Origin of the sequence: Stenotrophomonas chelatiphaga (assembly GCF_001431535.1) — a bacterium.
Classification (GTDB): Bacteria; Pseudomonadota; Gammaproteobacteria; order Xanthomonadales; family Xanthomonadaceae; genus Stenotrophomonas; species Stenotrophomonas chelatiphaga.
In genome coordinates this window covers 15,849-41,270 of sequence record NZ_LDJK01000062.1, presented here as the reverse complement: position 1 = coordinate 41,270, position 25,422 = coordinate 15,849, and the positions used below count along the sequence as shown (strand labels likewise).

Genomic DNA, 25,422 nt, shown 5'->3' with positions numbered 1-25,422 from the left:
CCCCGTGAATCCGTTCATGCGCAGAGGGAGCGCCACCATCGTGTCAACCGTGCGCCTTGCTACCAGTCCTTTGGCTTTGGACATCGCTACCATCGACCGCTTCCTGGCCCACAGCCATCGGCGCCGCTACCCTGCCCGAACCGATGTGTTCCGTCCCGGCGACCCGGCCGGGACCCTGTACTACGTGATCAGTGGATCGGTTTCCATAATTGCTGAAGAGGACGAGGAGCGCGAGCTGGTGCTCGGCTACTTCGGCACCGGCGAGTTCGTGGGAGAGATGGGCCTGTTCGTGGAGTCGGACCGCCGCGAGGTCATCCTGCGCACCCGTACCGCCTGCGAGCTGGCCGAAATCAGCTACGAACGCCTGCACCAGCTGTTCCTGGGGCCGCTGTCCAGCGACGCCCCGCGCCTGCTGTATGCGCTGGGCCAGCAGATCTCCAAGCGCCTGCTGGACACCAGCCGCAAGGCCAGCCGCCTGGCCTTCCTGGACGTCACCGACCGGATCGTGCGCACCCTGCATGACCTGGCCGCAGAGCCGGAAGCGATGAGCCATCCGCAGGGCAGCCAGTTGCGGGTATCCCGGCAGGAGCTGGCCCGGCTGGTCGGCTGCTCGCGCGAGATGGCCGGCCGGGTGCTGAAGAAGCTGCAGGTGGACGGCCTGCTGCATGCCCGGGGCAAGACCGTGGTGCTGTACGGCACGCGCTGAGGGTCCCCCGACCTGCGCCGCTGCCCTGGCGGGTGCTGCTCCCCTGATGGGTGACGATGCCCTGATGGGTGCTGCTGCCCTGGTGGGTGCCGCTGCACCTGATGGGTGCCGCTGCACCTGGTGGGTGCCGCTCCCCTGGCGGGTGCCGCTCACCTGGCGGGTGACGATGCCCCTGGTGGGTGACGACCGTTGGTCGTCACTGCGTCACGCCCGCCATCACCTGCCGGTGCACGGCAGCCCTGCAGGATGATGTGATGGAGCTGAGCAGCGAATTCTGGTGGTTCATCCTGATCGGCCTGGGCGCGCAGCTGGTCGACGGCGCGCTGGGCATGGCGTTCGGCCTGGTGTCGTCCTCGGTCATGCTCAGCATGGGCCTGCCGCCGGCACAGGTGAGCGCCAGCGTGCACACCGCCGAGGTATTCACCACCGGCGCCTCCGGCGTGTCCCATCTGGTGGCGGGCAACGTGGACCGTCGCCTGTTCGTGCGCCTGGCCATCCCTGGCGCGATCGGCGGGGCGATCGGCGCGTACGGCCTTACCCAGCTGCCCGGGGACGTCATCCGGCCATTGATCTATTTGTACCTGCTGGTGCTTGCCATCGTCATCCTGTTGCGTGCGGCAGGGCGGCTGGTGCCCAAGGGCGACATCAAGCGCGTGCCGCTGCTGGGCGCCGTTGCCGGCTTCCTGGATGCCACCGGGGGCGGTGGCTGGGGTCCCGTGGCCACCTCCACGCTGCTGGCGCGTGGCGGCCAGGCGCGGACCACCATCGGCACGGTCAATGCGGCAGAGTTCGTGGTGACGCTGACGGTCTCGGCGACGTTCCTGCTGTCGATGGGGCTGCACCACCTGCAGATCGTCGCCGGCCTGCTGATCGGCGGCATGATGGCCGCACCGTTGGCAGCGGTGCTGGTGAAGCGGGTCAAGGAACGCTGGGTGCTGGTAGCGGTAGGCGTGCTGGTGCTGGCGATCAGCCTGTACCAGATCGGTCACACGGTGTTCGGCCTGCTGGGCCGGTAGCGGCCGGAAGGGGCTGACGGCCAGCGGCCGTCACTACCGGGTGCGGCAACGGCAACGGCAACGGCGTGACGACCAACGGTCGTCACCCACCGGGTCGTCACCCACCAGGTCGCCACACACCAGGTCGTATCCCCACCCCGGCAGAGGCATGACGGCCAGCGGCCGTCACTACCGGGTGCGGGGGCCCTCACTACCCTCAGGGCGTGTCGCCACCGCGGTCCACGCAGCCCCAGTTGAGGATGCGCGTGCCTTCGGGCAGTACGCGACGGAAGAAGTCCACGCTGCCGCGCTTGGGATTGACCACCACCGGTGCCTTGGCCGCGACCAGCAGCGGCAGGTCGGCGGTGCTGTCGGAGTAGGCCACGTCGATGTTGCCGTAGCCGCGCTCGCGCAGCATGCGCATCTTCTCTTCGTTGTGGCAGTGGCGGGTGGCGCCAACAGCACCGAAACGCGGCCCCACTTCGCTGCCGATCACCGGCACGTCCACGTGCGCGACAAAGGCCAGGATCGCCCTTGCGAGCTCCGGCGGCGCACCGGTGGCCACCACCACGCGGTCGCCGTTGGCACGGTGCGCAGCGAACACCTCCAGCGCCTGCGGCAGCAGTTTCGCGCGCAGTGTCGGTTCGTGCTTCAGCACATAGGCATCGATGACGCGGTTGAACTCGCGCGCGCGGTGCATGCCGAAGGTGGCGATCCACACGTAGATCGAGATGCCGGCGCGCCGTGTCGGCAGCATCGCCACCAGCGGGCCCGCGATCGGCGTCGCCAGCAGCGCGGCCAGCAGCCGCAGCGGATTGCGCTTGATCAGGGTGGCAAACAGATGGCTGCCGGAATCGCCGTCATACAGGGTGTGGTCGAAATCGAACACCACCAGCGGCGCACTGTCCTGAGGGGTTGGATAGATCGTGCTCATGCAGCGAAGAATAGCTGACGCAGGCCCTCGCCTGGTTCCTCCACGCGCATGAAGGCTTCACCCACCAGGAAGGCGTTGATCCCCGCATCACGCATCAGGCCGACGTCCTGCGGTCCCAGGATGCCGCTTTCGGTCACCAGCAGGCGGTCCTTCGGCACCGCGCTGCGCATGTCCAGCGTGGTCTGCAGCGATACCTCGAAGGTACGCAGGTTGCGGTTGTTGATGCCGATCATCGGCGCCGGCACCTGCAGCGCGCGCTCCAGCTCATCGATGTCGTGCACTTCCACCAGCACGTCCATGCCCAGGCTGATCGCCAGCTCGGACAGCGCGGCCAGCTGGGCATCTTCCAGCGCGGCCACGATCAGCAGGATGCAGTCCGCCCCCAGCACGCGCGCTTCGACCACCTGGTACGGATCGACCACGAAGTCCTTGCGCAGCACCGGCAGCGTGCAGGCCTCGCGTGCCTGCTGCAGGTAGGCATCGCTGCCCTGGAAGAAGTCCACGTCGGTCAGCACGGACAGGCAGCTGGCGCCGCCGAACTCATAGCTGACCGCGATATCGGCCGGATGGAAGTCCGGACGGATCACGCCCTTGGACGGACTGGCCTTCTTGACCTCGGCGATGACCGCCGGGTCGCCGTTGGCGATCGCCGCCTGCAGCGCACGCACGAACCCGCGCACCGGCGGCGCATCGGCCAGCCGGGCCTGCAGCTGTTCCAGCGGCACGGCGGCGCGGCGCTGGGCCACTTCTTCGGCCTTGCGGGCCAGGATGGTCTGCAGGATGTCGCTCATGGTGCTCACAGAAAAAAGGAAATGGAGGGGGTCAGGTCGTGCACCGCCGCGCGCCTAGCCTGCCAGCACATGGGTGATGTCCACGTACTGTTGCAGGCGGGCGCGGGCACTGCCATCGGCAATCGCCGCGCGCGCACGCGCCAGGCCATCGCCGATGTCGCTGGCCACGTCGGCCACGTACAGGGCGGCGCCCGCATTCAGCGCCACGATATCCAGCGCCGGGCCCGGCTCGTTGTCGAGCACGGCGCGCAGCATGGCGATGGACTGTTCGGGCCCGTCCACGCGCAGGTTGCGGCTGGCCGACATGGCGATGCCGAAGTCTTCCGGATGGATCTCGTACTCGCGGACCTTGCCATCGCGCAGCTCGCCAACCAGCGTGCCGGCGCCGAGCGAGATCTCGTCCATGTTGTCGCGGCCCCACACCACCATCGCGCGCCGGGTGTCCAGCTCGCGCAGCACGCGCGCCTGGATGCCGACCAGGTCCGGATGGAACACGCCCATCAGCACCGACGGTGCACTGGCCGGGTTGGTCAGCGGGCCGAGGATGTTGAAGATGGTGCGTACCCCCATCTCGCGCCGCACCGGCGCCACGACCTTCATCGCCGGGTGGTGGATCGGGGCGAACATGAAGCCCACGCCGGTCTGTTCGATGGCCTGCGCCACCTGCGCCGGCTGCAGTTCGATCACCGCGCCGAGCGCCTCTACCGCATCGGCACTGCCGGACTTGGAGGACACGCTGCGGTTGCCATGCTTGGCCACGCGCGCACCGGCAGCGGCGGCCACGAACATCGAACAGGTGGAGATGTTGAAGGTATGCGAGCCATCGCCGCCGGTGCCGACGATGTCGACCATGTGGCGGGTATCGGCCACCGGCACCGGCAGCGCGAACTCACGCATCACGGTCGCGGCGGCGGCGATCTCGTCGACGGTTTCCTTCTTGACCCGCAGCCCGGTCAGGATCGCGGCGGTCATCATCGGCGACACATCGCCGCGCATGATCTGCCGCATCAGGTCGACCATCTCCTCGAAGAAGATTTCGCGGTGTTCGATGGTGCGTTGCAGGGCTTCCTGGGGGGAGAAGCGCATCGATGGACTCCTGGGTTCGGCGTGCAGCTCAGCGCTGCAGGAAGTTGCGCAGCAGCGCGTGGCCGTGCTCGGTAAGGATGGATTCGGGATGGAACTGCACGCCTTCGACCGGATGCTCACGATGGCGCAGGCCCATGATCTCTTCCACCGAACCGTCCTCGTTCTCGGTCCAGGCGGTGACTTCCAGGCACGCCGGCAGGCGCGTCTTGTCCACCACCAGCGAGTGGTAGCGCGTGGCCTGGTAGCGATCGGGCAGGCCGGCGAACACGCCCTTGCCTTCATGGCGGATCGGCGAGGTCTTGCCATGCATGATGTTGCCCGCGCGGATCACCGTGCCACCGTACACCTGGCCGATGCCCTGGTGGCCCAGGCAGACCCCTAGGATCGGCGTGGTCGGGCCGAGCCGCTGGATCAGCTCCAGCGAAATGCCCGCCTCGTTCGGCGTGCAAGGACCGGGCGAAATCACGATGCGTCCGGGCTTCTGCGCGGCGATCTCATCGACCGTCATCGCATCGTTGCGCACCACCTTGACCTCGGCACCCAGCGTCTGCAGGTACTGCACGAGGTTGTAGGTGAAGCTGTCGTAGTTGTCGATCATCCACAACATGGATCAGGTTCCGTCGCTTTTCAGGAAAGTGGCGTACACGTTTTTGGTGTACGTGATGGGTCCGGCGTTGATCGATCCGCGCGTGTACGAGGCCTGCGGCCAGGCGGGCACGGCACCTGCCGCGGCGATGGCCACGGCACGGGAACTCACAGGCCCTTGGCCGCCTGGGCGACCGCGCGGAACAGCGCGCGGCCCTTGTTCATCGTCTCGTCCCATTCCTTCTGCGGGTCCGAGTCGTAGACGATGCCGGCGCCGGCCTGTACGTGCAGGCGACCGTCCTTGATCACCGCGGTGCGGATCGCGATGGCGGTGTCCGCATCGCCGTGCCAGCCGATGTAGCCGATGCTGCCGGCGTAGACGTTGCGCTTGATCGGCTCCAGCTCGCGGATCACTTCCAGCGCGCGGATCTTCGGCGCGCCACTGACCGTGCCGGCCGGGAACGTGGCGCGCAGCACGTCGGCGTAGCTCAGGCCCGGCTGCAGCTGCCCGGTCACCTCGCTGACGATGTGCATCACGTGGCTGTAGCGCTCGATCACGAACTGCTCGCCGACCTCCACCGTGCCCGCGCGGGAGACCCGGCCGGCATCGTTGCGGCCCAGGTCGATCAGCATCAGGTGTTCGGCGCGCTCCTTCGGATCGGCCAGCAGTTCGGCTTCCAGCGCGTTGTCCTCTTCCACCGTGGCGCCACGCGGACGGGTGCCGGCGATCGGCCGCACGGTGACATGGCCCACGCCCTCGGCATCATGCTGCAGGCGCACCAGGATCTCCGGCGACGAGCCCACCACCTGCATGTCACCGACATCCAGGAAATACATGTACGGCGAAGGATTGAGCGCCCGCAGCGCGCGGTACACATCCACCGGCCGCGCCTTGAACGGCACGCTCAGGCGCTGGCTCAGCACCACCTGGAAGATGTCGCCGGAACGGATGTAGTCCTTGCTGCGCTCCACCGCGTCGATGAAGCCTTCGCGGGTGAAGCCGGAGATGAAGTCGCCCTCGTCCAGCACGTCGCTGTGCAGCGGCGCGGGATAGCCGGCGCCGGGGGCGCGCAGCTTGCCGGCCAGCGCGTCCAGCCGTGCCTGCGCCTCGTCCCAGGCACCGGGCTGGCGCGGGTCGGCATGCACGATCAGGTACAGCCGGCCCTTCAGGTTGTCGAACACCGCCAGCTCTTCGGAATGCATCAGCAGGATGTCCGGCGTACCCAGCTCATCGCGCCCGGCCGGCGGCGCCAGGCGCGGTTCGATGTAGCCGATGCACTCGAAGCCGAACCAGCCGACCAGGCCGCCGGTGAAGCCGGGCAGTCCGTCCAGCTTGGGCACCGAATGCGCGCTGCGCAGGGCCTCGACTTCGGCGAAGGGGTCGGCCACGTCTCGGGTTTCCACGACCTGGCCGTGCTCGGCGATGGTCAGGGTGTGGCCACGGAAGGTGTACACGCGGCGCGCCGGCAGGCCGATGATGGAATAGCGCCCGAAGCGCTCACCGCCTTCGACCGATTCGAACAGATAGGTGTGCGGCCCGTCGGCCAGCTTCAGGTAGACCGAAAGCGGGGTGTCCAGGTCGGACAGCACTTCACGGACGACGGGGATGCGGGTGTGGCCTTCAGCGGCCTGCTGCTGGAACTGAGCGGGGGTGTTCAACACGACTTTCCTTCCGGGATACGGCGTTTTCTGGGCGGACGACGGCTACGGGCCACCATCGCCAGCTACGGCGTGCGGAAGAAACGGATCGCGGGGTCGTCAGGATGGACACCCGGCGACTTTAGCGCAGGTTCCGGCCAGGCGAAAGCCTGATGCCCGGACTGCTCGATGCAGCCCCGGGCGCTTCAGCCCCTGATCAGCGCTGGAAGGGGTGCGCATTCACCGGCTCACCCTTCCTGCTGCACATGGGCGCATTGGTCATTCCCATGCTCAGCAGGTTGCCGCCGTTGATGACGCAGGTGTACTCCTTACCCCCGGCCGCCTTCAGGTTCGCATAGGTGTTGGTGCCGTCCACGCGCTTGCTGACCAGCGTCAGCTGCGAGGGCTCCAGGCCCAGCACGCCGGCCGAAGACGAGATGATCTTCGCATCGCTGAGCACGTTGGTCTTGGCGGCGATGGCGGAGCAACCGGCGAGGCCCAGCGCACATGACACGGCGATGGTGGCGGCGATTTTCATTGAGGTATCTCCTGGTGGGCGGAACAGCTCCCTGACGCACGACGGCGTCGGGCCAAGGATGCTGGGCCGCACGCAGGCAGGACGCCATCGCCGTCGCGCCCTACTGGGCTGGCCGTCTCACTTCGCGCCCGTCTGCGCGCGTTGGACCTCGCCCACGGTGGCGCCACGCGGGCCGGTAACGACGCCCGCGCAGGCTCAGTGGGACAGCAGCGGGCACGCCGCAGGCAGATGCATGCGCACGCGGCGTGGCACGCATTCGATGCGGAAGTGCCGTGCTTCCACCGGCTCACCGTCCAGGTTGAGGGTCAGCGGCTTTTCGGCGCGGATCTCCACGCGGGTCAAGCGGGTGCGGGTGGCAACGCGCTCAAGCGCGGCTTCCTTGCCCCCGGTCACCAGCTGGCCGAGCATCGCGCCGACTTCGCCGGTCAGTTCCGGAATGATGGTGACGTCCAGCTGGCCGTCATCGATGACCGCCTGCGGGCAAAGCGCCTGGCCACCACCGGCCTGGCGGCCGTTGCCGATGCCCAGCGCGATGAAGCCGCCTTCCCAGTCGAAGCCGGGGCCGTGCACGCGCGCCAGGATCGGCTCGATCCGGCCCAGCTTGGAGATGCCGGTCAGCACGTAGGCCAGGCCACCGAGCACCTTCTTCAGGCCTTCATCGGTTTCCACCGTCACCTGCGTGCCGAAGCCACCGCTGGCGACGTTGGCGCACCACCAGACCTTGCCATCGGCGTCGATGCGCAGCAGGTCGATGGCGCGGGGTGCCTGCGCGGTGATCAAGGCCAGCACCTCGGCGGGGCTTTCCGGGAAACCGGCGGCGGTGGCGAAATCGTTGGCCGTGCCCAGTGGCAGCAGGGCCAGCGAAGGCAGCGCATCGGCCGGTTCTTCCCTATGCGCCAGGGTCTCGGCGACCGCGCTCAAGGTGCCATCCCCACCACCGGCGATGATCACCTCCACGCCATTGTCGATGGCCTCGGCGACATAGCGCTCGGCATCCCCGCTTTCCCAAGTGACCCGCACTTCCAGATCGATCCCGCGCTCGCGCCAGACCTTGACCGCCTCGCGCACATCCACGTCCCCGGCCGATTTTCCGTTCAGGATCAGGCGCCAGCGGGCAAGGCTCATGGGGGATTCCGGGGGTGGGGGCGGCACAGGCTAGCAGTCGCGCGTTCTTTGCCGGTGAATGTCATCGGCCTGTCACCGATGCCCCGGAACATGGAAGGCCATAGCAGGGAAGACGGATGGAGGCAGGATCAGCCTCCGATTTTTTCAGCAGGGCCACGCCGGCAGCGGCGTGGCCTTTTTTTCAGGACGCGGCGAAGTCGGCCAGGGCCTCGCCCTGCAGGCGGTAGACGGTCCATTCGTCCTGCGGCCTGGCGCCGGCGGCGACGTAGAAATCGATCGCAGGCTGGTTCCAGTCCAGCACCGACCATTCGAAACGCCCGCAGCCCTCGGCCACGGCCTGCCGGGCGATGTGCTTAAGCAACGCCTTGCCGGCACCGGATCCGCGCTTTTCCGGGCGGATGTACAGGTCTTCCAGGTAGATGCCCTTGCGGCCCAGCCAGGTGGAGTAGTTGTAGAAGTAAACCGCGAAGCCGATCGCTTCGCCGTCGGCCTCGCAGACCAGCGCCTGCGCGCTGGCGTCAGGCCCGAACAGGCTGGCCGCGATTCCCGCCTCGTTCGTCTGCACCGACGATTCGGCCTTCTCATAGATCGCCAGTTCGCGGATGAAGCGCAGGATCAGACCTGCATCAGCAACAGTGGCCGGACGGATGTTCATGGGCAAAAAAGGGGACGGAGGGAATTAAACGAGTTTAATTCCCTCCGTCCCCTTTTTTCTCAGCGGGCGGCGGCGACGTTGGCACGCATCGCGCTGATCACCTGCTGGTAATCCGGTGCGTTGAAGATCGCCGAGCCGGCCACGAAGGCATCGGCACCGGCCGCGGCGATCGCACCGATGTTGTCGGCCTTCACCCCGCCGTCGATCTCCAGGCGGATGTCCTTGCCGCTGGCATCGATCTTCTGCCGCACCACTTTCAGCTTGTCCAGCGCCGACGGAATGAACGCTTGGCCGCCGAAGCCCGGGTTCACCGACATCAGCAGCACCAGGTCCAGGTCGTCCAGCACCCAGTCCAGGATATCCACCGGCGTGCCGGGATTGAGCACCAGGCCCGGCTTGCAGCCCAGCGAGCGGATCAGCTGGATGGTGCGGTGCGGGTGGCGGCTGGCCTCGGGGTGGAAGCTGATGTAGGTCGCGCCGGCCTCGGCGAAGTCCGGGATGATCCGGTCCACCGGCTCCACCATCAGGTGCACGTCGATCGGTGCGGTGACGCCGTGCTTGCGCAGCGCCTGGCAGACCAGCGGGCCGATGGTCAGGTTGGGCACGTAATGGTTGTCCATCACATCGAAGTGGACCCAGTCCGCGCCGGCGGCGAGGACGTTGTCGACTTCTTCACCGAGGCGGGCGAAGTCGGCCGACAGGATGGACGGGGCAATGATGCAGTTGGACATGGCCAGGGCCTTCGGAGCAGGAAGAAAAAGGGTCAGGACTCAGCGCTTGCGCAGGGTCTTGATGCGGTCGTAGGCGGCATTCACGCGGCGGCTCTTGGCCTCGGCCTGCTTGAGCAGTTCCGGCGCGGCGCCGACCAGCTTGTCGGGGTGGTACTGCGACATCAGCCGGCGGTAGGCCAGGTCGATTTCCGCCTCCGTTGCTGAAGACGTCAGTCCCAGCTCGCGATACGGGTTTTCCTTGTTCAGGCGGAACCAGTCGGCGTCGAACGCGTGGCCGATCAGCAGGCCCAGCACCGCGCCGAACAAGGGATTGGGCCGGAACAGCAGGGCCCCGGCGATGAAACCCAGCAGTTTTCCGTACCAGCGCATGGCGCTCCGGGCAGATTTGGCCAATTGGCTTTCCATTTTACGTCACAGCCGCCCCGGACGGCTTTACACTAGGCCGCCCGCTGGCCGGCGGGCCCTCCGGGTCCCTGGGCAGCTCGTATCGACGAAGCCCCCAGGAGTGCCCGTGCCGACCACGTTGTTGCAATCCGATCTTCCCGGCCTGCCCTTGCGCCATCGCGGCAAGGTGCGTGACGTTTTCGATATTCCGCGCGAGCGCCTGCCCGAAGGCACGCCGCCGGGGGACTACCTGCTGATGGTAGCCACCGATCGCCTGTCGGCCTTCGACGTGGTGCTGCCCGACCCGATCCCGGGCAAGGGCGAAATGCTCTGCCAGGTGTCCAATTTCTGGTTCGCCAAGACCGCGCACCTGATGCCCAACCACCTGACCGGCATCGACGTGGCCAGCGTGCTGCCCGAAGGCGTGGACGCGGCGTTGTACGCCAAGCGCGCGGTGGTCACCCGGAAACTCAAGCCGGTGCCGGTGGAAGCGATCGCCCGCGGCTACCTGATCGGCAGCGGCTGGAAGGACTACCAGCGCACCGGCAAGGTCAGCGGCATTGAACTGCCCGACGGCCTGCGCCAGGCCGAAAAGCTGCCCGAGCCGATCTTCACCCCGTCCACCAAGGCCGCCGTCGGCGACCACGACGAGAACATCGACTTCGATGCGATGGTCAAGGCGGTCGGCGTGGACCTGGCCGAGCGCGTGCGCGATGCGACCCTGCGCATCTACGCCTTCGCCGCCGATTACGCGCGTGAGCGCGGCATCATCCTGGCCGACACCAAGTTCGAGTTCGGCACCGATGAAGACGGCCGCCTGTACATCATGGATGAGATGCTGACCCCGGATTCTTCGCGCTACTGGCCGGCCGACGAGTACGAAGTGGGCACCAGCCCGCCGAGCTACGACAAGCAGTTCGTCCGCGATTACCTGGAAACGCTGGACTGGGGCAAGACCGCACCGGGCCCGTCCATTCCGGCCGAAGTGATCGAGCGCACGCGTGCCAAGTACGCCGAGGCCCTGCAGCGACTGGCCGGCATCAGCGTCGATTGAGGGGGCGGCGGGCGCTGCCCGCCCTCCTCTGGAAAGCTCGCCGGCCACGTGCCGGCCCGATCGGAGGCACCATGTCCAGCACGTCGCTTGCCCGCCCCGTAGACCGCTATTTCGCCAGCTACTCCGACGACCACCGCAACGTCACCAACCAGCGCATCCACGTGGTCGCGGTGCCGGCCATCCTGTGGTCGGTGGTGGCCCTGCTGTGGTGCCTGCCGCCGCTGATCACCTGGTTCCAGAACGGTATCTGGGCGGGCCTGGCGATGTTCGGCGCGTGGTGCTTCTACAACCGCCTGTCGCGCCCGCTGGGGCTGGGCATGCTGGCCGTGCTGTTCGTGATCGGCTGCACCTGCCGCCTGCTGGAAGCGGAGATCGGCCTGGGCAACCTGGCCCGGCTGGCCGGCGCGGTGTTCGTGCTGGCGTGGATCGCACAGTTCTTGGGCCACAAGCTCGAAGGCCGCAAGCCCAGCTTCCTCACCGACCTCACTTACCTGCTGATCGGCCCGGCCTGGGTGCTGGCCAAGGTCTATCGTCGCCTCGAGTGGCGTTACTGACCTGTTTTACCTGAACGGGCCGCCGGGCTGTTCGCGCCGGCCGTCGCGGCCCTGTCGGGGCGCGGAATTCCGATCCAGGCGCCAGCGGGGGCGCCGATCCTACCGCACCATCCCTTTGCAGCCCCTGCCGTACGGGCACCTTGGGGCTGCACATGTCATTCGCGACAGATACGGCAAAGTGTCGTGGCCGGTCCTGGTCAAGCACCAGCGGCACGACCTCCAAAGGGAAAAAAATGAATCAGCACACGTTCCCTGCAGTTGGAGGCGTATTCGTGGGTATCGGCGGCAAATGCCGGCCTGTTAGACTGCATGACCTGCTCGTGAATCGCGTATTCCCTGCATGATCCCAAGCCTGATCCTGCTGCTCGCCCTGCCCTTCATCCTGGCCGTGGCGGTTGCCGCTTTCTCCCGAAGTTCCCGCAGCACGGCCGCCTGGTTGGCCGCGGCCGCGCCGTTGGCCGGCCTCGCCATCCTCGCCACGCTCACCCCCGCCGTACTGGAGGGCGAGGTGCTGCGCAGCAGTGGCCAATGGCTGCCGCAGATCGGCCTGGACTTCACCCTGCGCCTGGACGGGCTGGCCTGGATGTTTGCCGGCATGGTGCTGGGCATCGGCGCGCTGGTGGTGCTGTACGCCCACTATTACCTGAGCCCGCAGGACAAAGCGCACCGCTTCTTCTGCTACCTGCTGCTGTTCATGGGGGCCATGCTCGGCATGGTGCTGTCCGGCAACCTGCTGTTGCTGATGATTTTCTGGGAGCTGACCAGCATCAGCTCGTTCCTGCTGATCGGCTTCTGGTCGCACCGCCAGGACGCGCGCGAAGGCGCCCGCATGGCGCTGGTCATCACCGGCGGTGGTGGCCTGGCACTGCTCGGCGGGGTGCTGCTGATCGGCCGCATCGTCGGCAGCTTCGACCTGGACGTGGTGCTGGCCGCCGGCGACCAGATCCGCGCCAGCGCGCTGTATCCGTATGCGCTGTTCCTGGTGCTGGCCGGCATCTTCACCAAGAGCGCGCAGTTCCCGTTCCACTTCTGGCTGCCACAGGCCATGGCCGCGCCCACCCCGGTGTCGGCCTACCTGCATTCGGCGACCATGGTGAAGGCCGGTGTCTTCCTGCTGGCACGCCTGCACCCGGCGCTTGCAGGTACCGACCTGTTCTTCTATACGGTCAGCGGCATCGGTGCGCTGACCCTGCTGATCGGCGCCTGGAACGCGATCTTCCAGCACGACCTGAAAGGCCTGCTGGCGTACTCCACGATCTCCCACCTGGGCCTGATCACCATGCTGTTCGGGCTGTCCAAGCCGATGGCGGTGGTGGCCGGTGTGTTCCATATCCTCAACCACGCCACGTTCAAGGCCTCGTTGTTCATGGCGGCGGGCATCATCGATCATGAAACCGGCACGCGTGACATGCGCAAGCTGGGCGGCCTGCGCCGGCTGATGCCGTTCACCAGTGCGCTGGCGATCATCGCCTCGCTGGCGATGGCCGGCATCCCGCTGCTCAATGGCTTCCTGTCCAAGGAAATGCTGTTCGCCGAGGCGCTCGATGCGGGCGGTCCCGCGCTGATGCAGATGGCGATGTCGATCGCCGCATTGCTGGCCGGTGTCTTCGGCGTGGCCTACAGCCTGCGCTTCGTGCACGACACCTTCTTCGGCAAGGGGCCGCATGACCTGGACCGGGTACCGCATGAACCCCCGCGCTGGATGAAGGTGCCGGTGGAGATCCTGGTGGTGATCTGCGTGGCGGTGGGCATCGCCCCGGCGCTGACCATCGCCCCGGTGCTGCATGCCGGTGCGGCGTCCATCCTCGGTGCGCAGATGCCCGAATACAGCCTGTCGATCTGGCACGGCTTCAACCTGCCGCTGGCGATGAGCGCGGCCGGCGTGCTCGGCGGCATCGCGCTGTACTTCGGCCTGCGCCGGCTGATCGACCTGTATGCCGTGCGCAACACCACGCCGGGCCGCGATGCGTTCCATCGCCAGCTCGACCTGCTGTCGGCGCTCGCCAACCGGCTGACCGCCGCGATCGCCAACGGCAGCCTGCAGCGCATGCTGCTGGGGCTGGTGGTGGTGGCCGTGGTGGCCGGTGCGGCGCCCTGGCTGGCCGCGCCGAGCTGGCCGAACTGGCCCTCACCGCAGCCGATGCCGCTGCTGGGCTGGGCGTTGTGGGCGGTGATGATGGCCTGTGCCATGGCCACCCTGCGCATGTACAAACAGCGCCTGCTGGCGGTGCTGCTGGTGGGCGGGGTCGGCCTGATGGTCGCGATGACCTTCGTGTTCCTGTCCGCGCCGGACCTGGCGCTGACCCAGCTGCTGGTGGAAATGGTCACCCTGGTGCTGATGCTGCTGGGCATGAACTATCTGCCCGCCCAGTCGGTGACCGAGCGTTCCACGCTGCGCAAATACCGTGATGCCGGCATCGCGCTGGTGGCCGGCGTGGGCCTGGCCGCATTGGCCTATACCGCGATGACCCTGCCCCCGAACACGATGGCCGGCGAGATGCTTGCCCGCTCCCTGCCGGAGGCTTATGGCAGCAATGTGGTCAACGTCATCCTGGTCGACTTCCGTGGCTTCGACACCTTCGGCGAGATCACCGTGTTCGGCATTGCCGCCCTGGTGGTGCATGCCATGCTGCGGCGTTCGCGGATGGCGCCGGAGCAGATCATGCCGGGCCCGCCGATCAAGCTGCCGGTTCCGGCCGACCTGGCCCAGATCATGTTCCCGCTGACCCTGACCGTGTCGATCTTCATGTTCCTGCGCGGCCATAACTCGCCCGGCGGTGGCTTCATCGCCGGCCTGATCCTGGCCGTGCCGCTGCTGATCCAGTACGTGATCCAGGGCACCGCGTCGGTCGAGTCGCGCTTCGGGTTCGATTACGTCCGCTGCATCGGCATCGGCCTGCTGATCGCGGTGGCCAGTGGCTCGGCGTCGATGCTGTTCGGCGTGCCGTTCCTGACCAGCGGCCACCTGGACCTGCACCTGCCGGTCATCGGCGATGTGCCGCTGGCCAGTGCGATCGGCTTCGATACCGGCGTCTACCTGGTGGTGTTCGGCGGGGCGATGCTGATGCTGTCGATGATGGGCACGATCAAGCCGTCGCGGACCCGCACCGCGCGCCGCGGCGAGATCGATCCGCAGAAGCGTTCGGCACTGACCGGGGAGATGCACTGATGGAACTGGCCATTGCAAGCGCCATCGGCGTGCTGACCATGCTCGGCGTGTACCTGCTGCTGCGCGCACGCAGCTTCGACGTCATCCTCGGCATGACCTTCCTGTCCTATGCCACCAACCTGCTCATCTTTGCCGGTGGGCGACTGGTCGCCGGCCGCCCGCCGGTGCTGAAGGAAGGCCTGGATGCGAACCTCGGCAACTACACCGATCCGCTGCCGCAGGCGCTGGTGCTGACCGCCATCGTGATCGCCTTCGCGATGACCGCGGTCACCATCGTGCTGGCCATCCGCAGCCGCAGCGACAACCACAGTGACCACGTCGACGCGCACGAGCCGGACGAGGATGCCCCGCCGCGTCGTGACGAGGACCACGCATGAACCACCTGGTGATCCTGCCGATCCTGGTCCCGCTGCTCGGCGCATCGCTGTCGCTGTTCGTGGAACACCGCCGTTACGGTCCGCGCGTGCAGCGCGCGGTGGCCTGGACGGCGCTGGCCGCGCTGTTGGCATCGGTCGTCCTGCTGTTCGCGCGCACCGCCGATGGCGCGGCGATGGTGTACCTGCTGGGCGACTGGCCGGCGCGGCTGGGCATCGCGCTGGTGGCCGACCGGCTGTCGGCATGGATGCTGCTGACCACCGTACTGCTGGCGATCGGCTGCCTGATGCACGCCTGCTCGGGCTGGGACCGGCGCGCCCCGCATTTCCATGCGTTGTTCCAGTTCCAGCTGGTCGGCCTCAACGGCGCGTTCCTGACCGGCGACATCTTCAACCTGTTCGTGTTCTTCGAAGTGATGCTGATCGCTTCGTATGGCCTGCTGCTCAGCGGTGGGCGCGGCCTGCGCATGCGCATCGGCCTGCATTACGTGGTGTTCAACGTAACCGCCTCGACCCTGTTCCTGATCGCGCTGGGCCTGCTGTACGCCTCGCTGGGGTCGTTGAACATGGCCGAGCTGTCGCAGCGCATCGCCGAAGTGCCGCCCTCGCACCTGGTGCTGGTGAAGGCCACCATGGGCCTGCTGCTGCTGGTGTTCTGCGCCAAGGCGGCGCTGATGCCGCTGTACCTGTGGCTGCCCGAGTCGTATGCGCGCGCGCCGGCCGCGGTGGCCGCGCTGTTCGCGATCATGACCAAGGTCGGCCTGTACGCGGTACTGCGCGTGCAGACCCTGTGGTTCGGCGACGAGGCCGGCGCCATGGCCGGCTACGGCCGCGACTGGCTGCTGTGGGCCGGCATCGCCACCCTGGTGCTGGGCGGACTCGGCGTGCTCGCCGCGGTACGCCTGCGCGTGCTGATCTCCTACCTGGTGGTGGTCTCGGCTGCCACGCTGTTCATCGCGTTTTCGGTGGGCAACCAGCAGGTGCTGGCCGCCGGCCTGTACTACCTGCCGCACAGCACCTTCGTCGCCGCGGCACTGTTCCTGATCGCCGACCTGATCCGCCGTCGCCGTGGCGGCGCCAGCGACCGCAAGGAAATCATCGCGCCGATGCCCGGCAAGGAAACGCCGGCAGTGCTGTTCCTGATCGCCGCCATTTCCATCGCCGGCCTGCCGCCGCTGTCCGGGTTCCTGGCCAAGGCCGCACTGCTGCAGGGCATGCCGCCATGGCTGACCGCGCCGGTGTGGGCCGCCGTGCTGGGCAGCAGCCTGCTGGTCATCATGGGGCTGGCCCGTGCCGGCATCCGCCTGTTCTGGCGCGTACCGCCGGTCGACCCGGACGCGCCCAAGCCGCGCAAGGCGCCGACCCGCCGCATCGAACTGCTTGCCGCCTGCCTGCTGCTGCTCTACGGCATCGGCATGACGGTGTTCGCAGCCCCGCTGATGCGCCACGCCGATGCCATCGCCAGTGATCTGCTGCAGCCCTCCGGTTATGTCGACCAGGTGCGGGGCGAGCAGCCGGAGATCCGTCACCCATGAACCACAAACGCCCCCTGCTGCGCCGGATCTTCCCGTCGCTGCCGCTCACCATCATGGTCATCGTGTTCTGGCTGCTGATGTCGGACAGCTTCAGCGTGGGCCTGCTCGCGCTGGGCCTGCTGCTGGGCCTGGTGGTGCCGCTGTTCGCCGCGCGGCTGGACCGCGAGTTCGCCCGCATCGGGACGCTGCGGCCGGTGCCGAAACTGCTGGTGACCACGCTGTGGGACATCCTGGTGTCCAACATCGAAGTGGCCGGCCAGGTGCTGGGCAAGGAAAGCAGGATCCATCCGGGCTTCGTCTGGATTCCGCTGGACATCGCCAACGTGCATGGCATCGCCGCGCTGACCAGCATGATCACACTGACCCCCGGCACCGTGTCGGCTGCGCTGAGCGACGACCGAAAATACCTGCTGGTGCACGTGCTGAACCTGGACGATGAGCAGCACCTGATCACCGAGATCAAACGCCGTTACGAGGCCCCGCTGATGGAGATCTTCCCATGACCGGATTCGATGTCATCCAGAACACCCTGGTGGTGTGCATGCACGTGGTCGGGCTTGCCATGCTGCTGGCGACCTGGCGCCTGCTGCGCGGACCCACCGTGCCCGACCGCATCCTCGCTCTGGACACGCTGTCGGTGACCGCCATCGCGCAGCTGATGCTGTTCGGCATGTACCTCAATTCGGCGATCTACTTCGAAGCCGCGCTGATCATCGCCATGCTCGGGTTTGGCAGCACCGTGGTGCTGAGCAAGTTCGTGCTGCGCCGGGATATCGTCGAATGATCACCGTCATCCAGATCGTGCTGTCGGTGGTGCTGCTGTTCGGCTGCTTCTTCATCCTGGTCGGTGCCTTGGGCCTGGTGAAGCTGTCCACGTTCTTCAAGCGCCTGCACGCCCCGACCAAGGCCAGCACGCTGGGCGTGGGCTGCGTGCTTGTGTCATCGGTGGCGTACCACATCTTCCTGGGCCAGGACCCGCAGCCGCGCGAACTGCTGATCACCATCTTCCTGTTCATCACCGCGCCGATCAGCGCCCACCTGATGGCGAAGGCAGCGCTGTCGCTGCTGATGGAAACCCGCCCCAGCCTGCCCGGCAACGAACGCGCCGAAGAAGAGCAGCTGCCGCCGCCGGAGCCGGTACGCGAACAGCAGCTGGAAGGCACCGACGAAACCTTTACCGCCAACGACAGCAAGCAGTAGCAGGCCGTTCAGGGCCGACGTCGGTCGGCCATCGGCTTCAGGCCACCAGCAACGCCAGCTCCAGGCCCACCCACGCCACGAAGGCGCCGAGCAGCACGCCGCCTTCGGCGCGGCTGATGCGCAGGTCGCCGCGCAGCATCGGGTACAGCACCAGCGCGAAGGCCAGCACCGCCGGCAGCTCCAGGCGCACAAACGACGCCGGCAGGGCCAGTGGCTGCACGACCGCCATCACGCCGATCACCAGCAGCAGGTTGACCACGCTGGAGCCCAGCACGTGGCCGACCACCATGTCGCCCTGACCGCGTCGTGCCGCCATCACCGCAGCGGCGATTTCAGGCAGCGCGGTGCCGATGGCCACCGGCAGCAGACCGACCAGCAGCGGCGTCCAGCCGAGCGCAGCGCCGAGGTCCGCAGCAGCCCCCACGACCAGCCGGGCGCCCCAGTACAAGGTCAGCGCGGCGATCGCCATGCGCACCAGGTTCAAGGTCAGTCCCGGCCGTGACACGGCGGCATCGGCAATCAGCGCCCTTACCTCCGGTGCCTCGTGGCGGCCACGGCGCAGCAGCAGCACGAAGAACAACACGAAGGCCGCCAACAGCACGCCGCCTTCCCAGCGCAGCAGCTGCCCATCCAGGCCGAACACGATCAGCAGCAGCGCCGCCGCCAGTACGCCGAACCAGGCCACCACGACTACCCGCGCGCGCAGCAGCAGGGGCACGGCCAGTGCGGCCAGGGCGAGGGTCAGGCCGAGGTTGGCCAGCGTGCTGCCCACCACGTTGCCGAGCGCCAGTTCAGGCTGTCCGACCGCCAGCGCACGCGCATTCACCGCCAGCTCCGGCACTGAGGTCGCCACGCCCAGCAGCAACAGACCGGCGGTGAAGGGCGATGCACCGAAGCGCTGGGCCAATCCCGAAGCGGCCTTGACGACGGTGTCGCCGCCAAGGCCCAGCAGGATGATGCCGAGCACGAACCAGGCGATGGCGAGGGCGATCATCAGGCAATCCTTTAGCGGGAGTCACGGCGATTCTACGGTGGATCCCCGCGTCCCGGTGGCTCACTGCCACTGGTGGGTGACGACAGTTTCGTCGTCACCTCCTCACCGCATCCTCAGCCACACCCTTCCACATAATCGACCTGCGGCGGCAGCCCCACCCGCCAGGCACTGACCTTGCCATCGGCGCCGAGCGCGAAATCGATGATGCCGTGTCCTTCCTGCGCCGGACGCACGCGCAGGTGCTGGGCCTGCGGATCGTATTTGTCCGGGCCCAGGTCGGCGCGTTCGGGATACAACTGCTGCAGTTCGCCCAGGCTCATCCCCACGCGGCCGCCGCCCGGGGCGACGATGGCCGGACCGCGCACGTCGTAGCGCACCAGCCGGTTGCCTTCGATCATCAGGAACGGGCCTTCGGCTGACTCCTTCTGCGGGCGGATGTAATGGCATTCATCGTTCGGCACTTCGCCCTGCAGCGGCGCACCGAATCGGCCGCGGACATCGTCCAGGCTCGCGCCCAGGTCCACCGCGCCGAAGCCATCCAGGCGCGCCGGGCTGTCGCTGCGCGGGTCCACCGGCGAGGCGGTGGCCATGTCCGCATCGGCGGCGACATTGGCGTCCTTGGCGGGGTTGGTGGCGGCTTCGGTCATCGGCGAGGTCGCCTCCGGACTCGCTTCCGGACCCTGGCTGCAGGCGGCAAGGGACAGGGCCAGCAGGCCGGCAACGGGGAAGGCTTTCATCGTGACATCTCTTGGAAGGCAGTGCGCGAACGCTACCGCGGCGGGTGTGCACGCGCCGCATTGTCATCAGCGTTTCACGGCAGGCATTCAGGCTCGGCCTGCACCGCCTTCTCTGTAGCCGCCCATGCTCCCGCGCAAGACCGACCAAGCCCGAACCGCGCTGCAGGCCCACCGCGCCCCGCTGGACATGCGCCAGCGCCGCCTGTTGATCCTCTGCGATGGCCAGCGCGACCTCGCCGCGCTGACCACGATGATCGGTGCGGATGCCCCGGCGATGGTGATCCAGCTGGTCCAGGCCGGGTATCTGGTGACCACACCGGAACGGCCGGAACCGTCAGCTTCCGCAGCGCTGCCAGTCGCCCCGGCCACGCCCCCCGGCGCGGGTTCCGCCCTCGCCTCGTCAGCACCCAACGAACGCCGGCGTTCCATGGCGGCTGCGCGCATCTACCTGCTGGGCATCCTGGAAATGCAGCGCCACCCGCAGGCCGCCGCGCTGTTCCGCGAACTGCAGCAGGCCCGCCTGGAAGGCGACGTGGTGGACACCATGCAGGCCGCCCTCGACGCACTAACCCAGCTGACCTCCGCCGGCTACGCCGAGCGTGTCCACGACCGCCTGCTGGAAGTCCTCCCGCGGGACCACCTCGACGCCTTCAAAAAGGGGACGGAGGGAGTTAAGTCCCTTCCGGCAATGCCAGAAACGACTTAACTCCCTCCGTCCCCTTTTTTCAGCGGAAGTTGTTGCGCAGGCCGTTCCAGCACTGCTGGTAGTCGCCCTGGCGGTGGGCGGCGGACAGCGCCTGTGCGGTCGGGCGGATCACCCCGCGGGTCTCGAACATGAAGGCCATGGTGTCCTTGATCACGTCCGGCCGCGACAGGTCGGCCGCCGATGCCTTGTCGAAGGTCGGCGCATCCGGGCCGTGGCCGCTCATGCAGTTGTGCAGCGATGCCCCCCCGGGCACGAAGCCTTCGGCTTTCGCGTCGTAGGCACCGTGCACCAGGCCCATGAACTCGCTGGCGATGTTGCGGTGGAACCACGGCGGCCGGAAGGTGTGCTGGGCCACCAGCCAACGCGGCGGGAAGATCGCGAAATCCATGTTGCTGGTGCCGGCGGTATCGCTCGGCGAATGCAGCACCAGGAAGATCGACGGATCCGGGTGGTCGAAGCTGATCGATCCGATCGTGTTGAAACGGCGCAGGTCGTAGCGGTACGGCGCATAGTTGCCGTGCCACGCCACCACGTCCAGCGGCGAGTGGTCGATGCGCGCACGCCACAGCTGGCCTTCGAATTTCGCCACCAGCTCGAACTCGCCGTCCAGGTCTTCGAACGCGGCCTGCGGGGTTTCGAAGTCGCGCGGATTGGCCAGTCCGTTCGAACCGATCGGCCCCAGGTCGGGCAGCTTGAGCAGCGCACCGAAGTTCTCGCAGACGTAACCCCGCGCCTGCCCGTCCGGCAGTTCCACGCGGAACCGCACGCCGCGCGGGATCACCGCGATCTGCTGCGGCTCGACCTCGACCACGCCCATTTCAGTCAGCAGGCGCAGGCGTCCCAGTTGCGGGACGATCAACAGCTCGCCATCGGCGTTGTAGAAATAACGCCCCTGCATGTCACGGTTGGCGGCGTACAGGTGGATGGCCACGCCGGCATGCGCTTCCGGGCCGCCGTTGCCGCCCATCGTGTACAGGCCTTCGATGAAATCGGTCGGCGCCTCGGGCAGCGGCAGCGGGCTCCAGCGCAGCTGGTTCGGCGACGCCGGCAGCCCGTGGAAGCTGCCCTGCAGGCGATCCTGCGCGAACGCAGTGAACTCGCCATGGGTCACCGCCGGGCGGATCCGGTACAGCCAGCTGCGGCGGTTGCTGCCGCGCGGGGCGGTGAATGCGGTGCCGGACAACTGCTCGGCATACAACCCGTGGGCCACGGTCTGCGGCGCGTTCTGCCCGATCGGCAGCGCGCCGGCCCGCGCCTCGCTGGCGAATTCGTTGCCGAACCCGGTCTGGTAGCCGCGTGCTTCGATGGTGCTGGTCATGTCTGGCATCCCGTCATGTGCCGGCGCGTGGCCGGCACCTACCTTACCCGAGCGATCTGCCGCTTACAGTACGCCGCGGCGCATCTGGTCGCGTTCGATGCTTTCGAACAGCGCGGTGAAGTTGCCTTCGCCGAAGCCTTCATTGCCCTTGCGCTGAATGATCTCGAAGAAGATCGGGCCGATGCAGTTCAGGGTGAAGATCTGCAGCAGCTTGCGCTGGTGGGTCTCCGGATCGGCATCGATCAGGATCTTGTTGCGGGCCAGCCGCGCCACGTCTTCTCCATGCCCCGGCACGCGCTGGTCGATCACGTCGAAGTAGGTGTCCGGCGTGTCCAGGAACTGCACGCCCTGCTCGCGCATGGCTTCCACGGTCGCGTAGATGTCATCGGTGAAGCAGGCGATGTGCTGGATGCCTTCGCCCTTGTAGGCGTCCAGGTATTCGTTGATCTGGCTCTTCGGATCGGACGATTCATTGAGCGGGATGCGCACGATGCCATCCGGTGCGGTCATCGCCTTGGACACCAGGCCGGTCTTCAGGCCCTTGATGTCGAAGTAGCGGATCTCGCGGAAGTTGAACAGCCGCTCGTAGTAGTCCGACCACTGCTGCATGTTGCCGAAGTACAGGTTGTGGGTCAGGTGGTCGATGAAGGTCAGGCCGAAGCCCTTCGGTGCCGGGTCGGCGCCTTCCACCGCGACATAGTCATCGCCGTAGATGCTGCCGGCATCGCCGTAGCGGTCCACCAGGTACAGCATGCAGTCGCCGATGCCCTTGATGACCGGCGCATCCACCGCCCTGGAGTCGGGCTTGAAGTCGACCGGCTCGGCGCCATTGCCCAGCGCGGTCTGGTAGACCTCGGCACCGGGCTTCTGGAAGCGGATGGCGAAACCGCAGGCGCACGGCCCGTGCTTTTCAGCGAAGTCGGCGGCGAACGAGTCCGGATCTTCGTTGACCAGGAAGTTCACTCCGCCCTGCCGATACACGGTGATCGGGCGGGTGGCGTGCTTGAGCACGGCGGAAAAGCCCATGCTGCGGAAGTAGGCATGCAGCTCCTGGCCGCGGCCGGCGGGGGCGGCGAATTCGACGAACTCGAAGCCGTCGATGCCCATCGGGTTTTCAAACGTGGTCACCTGCATGCCCAGATTGGGGTGCGAGGCGGTCTGGACGGTGGTATTCATGGCATAAGGCTCCGAATCTTTTCCGCATCAAACCAGGTGCGGGCGACAGAGGGACCCGCGACAATGCAGGGCTAGTACATCCCCCTTTATAGTTACACCTGAAACCACCAGCAAGGTGCACCGCAGCATGAGCCCACCCGATCCCGCCTCCACCAGCGTGCGTGCCTCGCACGTCCTGCTCGACCTGGAACAGTTCCTGCCCTACCGGCTGAGCGTGCTCTCCAACCGGGTCAGCGGCAACATCGCCAAACTGTACGGCGATCGCTACGGCCTGGCGATTCCGGAATGGCGGGTGATCACCATCCTGGCGCTGTATCCGGGCTCGTCGGCCAGCGAAGTGTCCGAGCGCACGGCGATGGACAAGGTCGCGGTCAGCCGCGCGGTGGCGCGGTTGCTGGAACGCGGCTTCATCAAGCGTGAAACCCACGGCGACGACCGTCGCCGCTCGGTGCTGGCGCTGTCGGCGGCCGGCTTCGAGGTCTACGAAACGATCGCCCCGCTGGTCATCGAAACCACCCGCAAGCTGATGTCCGTGCTCAGCGAAGATGAAGAACAGCTGCTGGAAAAGCTGATCCTGCGGCTGGCCGGTGAAGGCCTGCAGCGGATGGGCGAAGCCTGACTGCAGGCTCAGCTCAGGTGCTTGCGGCGGGCGTAGACCCAGGGCGCCGCAAGCGCGCCGATGGCACCGGCAGCGAAGCCGAGCGAAGCCGCCACCGTGGCCGCTTCGATCGCCCCCGGCAGCGCCAGTGCGGCGGTGACCAGCAGCAGTGACGGCAGGCCGACGAAGATGGCCAGGAAGAACGGCCAGCGCGGCACCCAGGTTCCCAGCTGCAGCAGGCTCACCGGCTGCCAGATGTCCCCATTGGCATCCTCGGCGATCTTCCGCACCACCACCGGCAGGCTGATCTCCGGCAGCGCGCGGCCCTGCCGTGCCGTGGCCAGTTCGCGCGCCACCGATTCGATGGCGGGATAGCTGGACGGCCACGGCTGCGGCGGTTTCACGCCGTAGGCGACCAGCAGCGGCACGCTCAGCCAGGGCGCCGGCAGCGGCCGCAGACGGCGCCGGCCGTGTACGCACCAGACCTCGCGCTGGCCATGCGCGGTTACTTCGTACAGGGCCAGTTCTTCGGCCGGCGGGTAGCCGAGCATGGTGGTGCGCGCGGCCAGCGTATCCACCCCCATCGCACGCAGGAAGCCCGGACGGCTGCGTCCTTCCTGCATCCACGCCAGCCCCAGGGCACCGATCAACACGGCATCGGCATGGTCGCGGCTGCCGACCGTCGCCCGCTCGTCGCTGGCCAGCAGCCAGGCCAGCGACTGCGGCTCGGCGACGTCGGCCACCGACCAGCGACCGCTGTCGCCCAGTACATGCCGCAGCGGCAGGCGCATCGGCGCGGTCTCGCCCCGTTCGGCCACCTGCAGGAACGGCAGCACGCCCTGCACGAAGGCCGCCACATCCACCGCCCGTCCGCCCTGCCCCAGCCATTCCGGCGGCAGCAGGCCGGCCAGCCGCGGGTCACGGGCCAGCAAGTCCAGGCGTTCTTTCTGTTCGACCAGTTTCTGCACCGCAGCGGCCAGCGCGGCGTTGTCCGGCAGGGCCACCACGGGCAGCTTGTGCGTGCCAGGCGGTATCGCCGCCGCAGCAACCGCAGCGCCATCGTCCATCAGCACATCCACCGCAGGCAGTGCCACGGTGTCGGCAGGGGGATGGTCGATCAGCTCGCTGTGCATCGGACGCTCCAGGTCGTGCGCCACGGTCAGCGTGGCGTCGGTACCTTGGCGTTAGCGGCCGCAGCGCGGCTGAATTGAGTGCCGCCGCTTGGCATCGCGCCTCAGCGCGGCGCCCACTCCTTCATGAAGGCCAGGAACTTCGCGCGGTCGTAGCTCTTGCCCTGTTCCAGTTCACCGGTGAACTGCGAATGCAGCAGGCCACCTTCGGCATCCAGCACGAACAGGTGCGGGTAGCCCTTCACTTCCGGAAACTGCGACAGGAACGCTTTGTTCTCGTTGTCTTCGCTGTAGTTGACCTTCATCCACACGTAGTTGGCATCGCGCAGCCGGCGCACTTCGGCATCGCCTTCGACGAATGTGTCCAGGATGTGGCACCACGGGCACCACTCACCGCCCACGTCCAGGATGATGCGCTTGTTGCCACGCTGCGCTTCCACCTTGGCCGTTTCCAGGTCGGCGGCCGGGTCTCGGGCCGGATCGAAGGAGGCGTTGAGGGCCGCGATGGCCGCGATGTCCGCGGCCGCCGGGGTGTTGCCGGAGGCCACCGGCACGCTGGGATCAGCGGCCGGTGCCTCGGTGGGTCGCGTATCAAGCGGCTGCGCAGGCGCCTTGGCGGTATCGGGACCGGGTTGCGAGCACGCTGCCAGTGCAGCGGCCAGAACCCCCATGGACATCCAACCTGCGGTCTTGCGCATTCACTCTTCCT

Annotated in this window: 28 protein-coding genes; 12 read left to right on the top strand and 16 right to left on the bottom strand. The window is 67.4% G+C overall.

From position 1 onward, the window contains the following. The first annotated feature begins 16 nt into the window (after positions 1-16). The gene (gene crp, locus ABB28_RS13475; protein ID WP_057509119.1) at positions 17-706 is read left to right on the top strand and encodes a cAMP-activated global transcriptional regulator CRP; all 690 of its coding nucleotides are present in this window, start codon (positions 17-19) and stop codon (positions 704-706) included. A gap of 254 nt (positions 707-960) precedes the next feature. Further along, positions 961-1,722, top strand: coding sequence for a sulfite exporter TauE/SafE family protein (locus ABB28_RS13470; protein ID WP_057509113.1), 762 nt, complete (start codon positions 961-963; stop codon positions 1,720-1,722). Positions 1,723-1,918: 196 nt separating this feature from the next. Here ABB28_RS13470 and ABB28_RS13465 read toward each other — a convergent pair whose 3' ends face one another. The 10 genes from ABB28_RS13465 to ABB28_RS13420 form a co-directional block, all read right to left on the bottom strand. Next, a complete protein-coding gene (locus tag ABB28_RS13465) occupies positions 1,919-2,635 on the bottom strand; it encodes a haloacid dehalogenase-like hydrolase (protein WP_057509112.1) in 717 nt (238 codons plus the stop codon). Continuing rightward, complete coding sequence (gene trpC, locus ABB28_RS13460; RefSeq protein WP_057509111.1) at positions 2,632-3,426, bottom strand: indole-3-glycerol phosphate synthase TrpC; 795 nt, start codon at positions 3,424-3,426, stop codon at positions 2,632-2,634. Before trpC ends, ABB28_RS13465 begins: the two co-directional genes overlap by 4 nt. A gap of 54 nt (positions 3,427-3,480) precedes the next feature. Further along, positions 3,481-4,512: an anthranilate phosphoribosyltransferase gene (gene trpD, locus ABB28_RS13455; protein WP_057509110.1), complete on the bottom strand. Its 1,032-nt coding sequence runs from the start codon at positions 4,510-4,512 to the stop codon at positions 3,481-3,483. A 28-nt stretch (positions 4,513-4,540) separates the two neighbouring features. After that, the gene (locus ABB28_RS13450) at positions 4,541-5,119 is read right to left on the bottom strand and encodes an anthranilate synthase component II (RefSeq protein ID WP_057509109.1); all 579 of its coding nucleotides are present in this window, start codon (positions 5,117-5,119) and stop codon (positions 4,541-4,543) included. Between the two features lie 146 nt (positions 5,120-5,265). Beyond that, positions 5,266-6,756, bottom strand: a complete 1,491-nt coding sequence (trpE, locus tag ABB28_RS13445) for an anthranilate synthase component I (RefSeq protein ID WP_057509108.1) — start codon at positions 6,754-6,756, stop codon at positions 5,266-5,268. 196 nt (positions 6,757-6,952) lie between these two features. Next, on the bottom strand, positions 6,953-7,273 hold the full coding sequence (locus tag ABB28_RS13440; RefSeq protein ID WP_057509107.1) for a hypothetical protein: 321 nt from the start codon (positions 7,271-7,273) through the stop codon (positions 6,953-6,955). Between the two features lie 195 nt (positions 7,274-7,468). Next, positions 7,469-8,398 carry a lipid kinase YegS gene (yegS, locus tag ABB28_RS13435; protein WP_057509106.1) on the bottom strand — a complete coding sequence of 310 codons (930 nt, stop codon included), beginning with the start codon at positions 8,396-8,398 and terminating at the stop codon, positions 7,469-7,471. A 181-nt stretch (positions 8,399-8,579) separates the two neighbouring features. After that, the gene (locus ABB28_RS13430) at positions 8,580-9,053 is read right to left on the bottom strand and encodes a GNAT family N-acetyltransferase (protein WP_057509105.1); all 474 of its coding nucleotides are present in this window, start codon (positions 9,051-9,053) and stop codon (positions 8,580-8,582) included. Positions 9,054-9,112: 59 nt separating this feature from the next. Beyond that, a complete protein-coding gene (rpe, locus tag ABB28_RS13425) occupies positions 9,113-9,784 on the bottom strand; it encodes a ribulose-phosphate 3-epimerase (protein WP_057509104.1) in 672 nt (223 codons plus the stop codon). A gap of 39 nt (positions 9,785-9,823) precedes the next feature. Next, complete coding sequence (locus tag ABB28_RS13420) at positions 9,824-10,153, bottom strand: J domain-containing protein (protein WP_057509103.1); 330 nt, start codon at positions 10,151-10,153, stop codon at positions 9,824-9,826. Between the two features lie 142 nt (positions 10,154-10,295). On the opposite strand from ABB28_RS13420, the gene ABB28_RS13415 reads away from it, so the two are divergent. From ABB28_RS13415 to ABB28_RS13380, 8 genes are all read left to right on the top strand, one after another. Then, positions 10,296-11,222, top strand: coding sequence for a phosphoribosylaminoimidazolesuccinocarboxamide synthase (locus tag ABB28_RS13415; RefSeq protein ID WP_057509102.1), 927 nt, complete (start codon positions 10,296-10,298; stop codon positions 11,220-11,222). 71 nt (positions 11,223-11,293) lie between these two features. Further along, entirely contained in the window at positions 11,294-11,776 is a 483-nt protein-coding gene (locus ABB28_RS13410; protein ID WP_057509101.1) for an Mpo1 family 2-hydroxy fatty acid dioxygenase, read from the top strand. Positions 11,777-12,116: 340 nt separating this feature from the next. Beyond that, complete coding sequence (locus ABB28_RS13405; protein ID WP_057509100.1) at positions 12,117-14,945, top strand: monovalent cation/H+ antiporter subunit A; 2,829 nt, start codon at positions 12,117-12,119, stop codon at positions 14,943-14,945. Then, positions 14,945-15,322 (top strand): Na+/H+ antiporter subunit C, encoded by a 378-nt coding sequence (locus tag ABB28_RS13400; protein ID WP_057509099.1) that lies wholly within the window; start codon positions 14,945-14,947, stop codon positions 15,320-15,322. Before ABB28_RS13405 ends, ABB28_RS13400 begins: the two co-directional genes overlap by 1 nt. Beyond that, positions 15,319-16,854, top strand: coding sequence for a monovalent cation/H+ antiporter subunit D (locus tag ABB28_RS13395; RefSeq protein WP_057509098.1), 1,536 nt, complete (start codon positions 15,319-15,321; stop codon positions 16,852-16,854). Before ABB28_RS13400 ends, ABB28_RS13395 begins: the two co-directional genes overlap by 4 nt. After that, positions 16,851-17,357 carry a Na+/H+ antiporter subunit E gene (locus ABB28_RS13390; RefSeq protein WP_057509097.1) on the top strand — a complete coding sequence of 169 codons (507 nt, stop codon included), beginning with the start codon at positions 16,851-16,853 and terminating at the stop codon, positions 17,355-17,357. Before ABB28_RS13395 ends, ABB28_RS13390 begins: the two co-directional genes overlap by 4 nt. Beyond that, positions 17,354-17,638: a K+/H+ antiporter subunit F gene (locus ABB28_RS13385; RefSeq protein ID WP_057509096.1), complete on the top strand. Its 285-nt coding sequence runs from the start codon at positions 17,354-17,356 to the stop codon at positions 17,636-17,638. The genes ABB28_RS13390 and ABB28_RS13385 overlap by 4 nt, the downstream gene beginning before the upstream one ends. Then, positions 17,635-18,054 carry a Na+/H+ antiporter subunit G gene (locus tag ABB28_RS13380; RefSeq protein WP_057509095.1) on the top strand — a complete coding sequence of 140 codons (420 nt, stop codon included), beginning with the start codon at positions 17,635-17,637 and terminating at the stop codon, positions 18,052-18,054. Before ABB28_RS13385 ends, ABB28_RS13380 begins: the two co-directional genes overlap by 4 nt. A 37-nt stretch (positions 18,055-18,091) precedes the next feature. Here ABB28_RS13380 and ABB28_RS13375 read toward each other — a convergent pair whose 3' ends face one another. Both ABB28_RS13375 and ABB28_RS13370 read right to left on the bottom strand, forming a co-directional pair. Continuing rightward, positions 18,092-19,048: a sodium:calcium antiporter gene (locus ABB28_RS13375; protein WP_057509094.1), complete on the bottom strand. Its 957-nt coding sequence runs from the start codon at positions 19,046-19,048 to the stop codon at positions 18,092-18,094. Between the two features lie 113 nt (positions 19,049-19,161). Next, positions 19,162-19,785, bottom strand: coding sequence for a hypothetical protein (locus ABB28_RS13370; protein ID WP_057509093.1), 624 nt, complete (start codon positions 19,783-19,785; stop codon positions 19,162-19,164). 124 nt (positions 19,786-19,909) lie between these two features. Between ABB28_RS13370 and ABB28_RS13365 the strand changes: the two genes are divergently transcribed. Beyond that, positions 19,910-20,491 carry a hypothetical protein gene (locus tag ABB28_RS13365; protein ID WP_057509092.1) on the top strand — a complete coding sequence of 194 codons (582 nt, stop codon included), beginning with the start codon at positions 19,910-19,912 and terminating at the stop codon, positions 20,489-20,491. Between the two features lie 19 nt (positions 20,492-20,510). On the opposite strand, the gene hmgA is transcribed toward ABB28_RS13365, so the two are convergent. Continuing rightward, on the bottom strand, positions 20,511-21,809 hold the full coding sequence (gene hmgA, locus ABB28_RS13360) for a homogentisate 1,2-dioxygenase (RefSeq protein WP_057509091.1): 1,299 nt from the start codon (positions 21,807-21,809) through the stop codon (positions 20,511-20,513). Between the two features lie 63 nt (positions 21,810-21,872). Further along, complete coding sequence (gene hppD / locus ABB28_RS13355; protein WP_057509090.1) at positions 21,873-22,985, bottom strand: 4-hydroxyphenylpyruvate dioxygenase; 1,113 nt, start codon at positions 22,983-22,985, stop codon at positions 21,873-21,875. Positions 22,986-23,112: 127 nt separating this feature from the next. Between hppD and ABB28_RS13350 the strand changes: the two genes are divergently transcribed. Further along, entirely contained in the window at positions 23,113-23,604 is a 492-nt protein-coding gene (locus tag ABB28_RS13350; protein ID WP_057509089.1) for a MarR family winged helix-turn-helix transcriptional regulator, read from the top strand. Positions 23,605-23,612: 8 nt separating this feature from the next. Here ABB28_RS13350 and ABB28_RS13345 read toward each other — a convergent pair whose 3' ends face one another. After that, entirely contained in the window at positions 23,613-24,716 is a 1,104-nt protein-coding gene (locus ABB28_RS13345; protein ID WP_057509088.1) for a hypothetical protein, read from the bottom strand. Between the two features lie 101 nt (positions 24,717-24,817). Then, positions 24,818-25,411: a thioredoxin family protein gene (locus ABB28_RS13340; protein WP_057509087.1), complete on the bottom strand. Its 594-nt coding sequence runs from the start codon at positions 25,409-25,411 to the stop codon at positions 24,818-24,820. Positions 25,412-25,422: the final 11 nt, after the last annotated feature.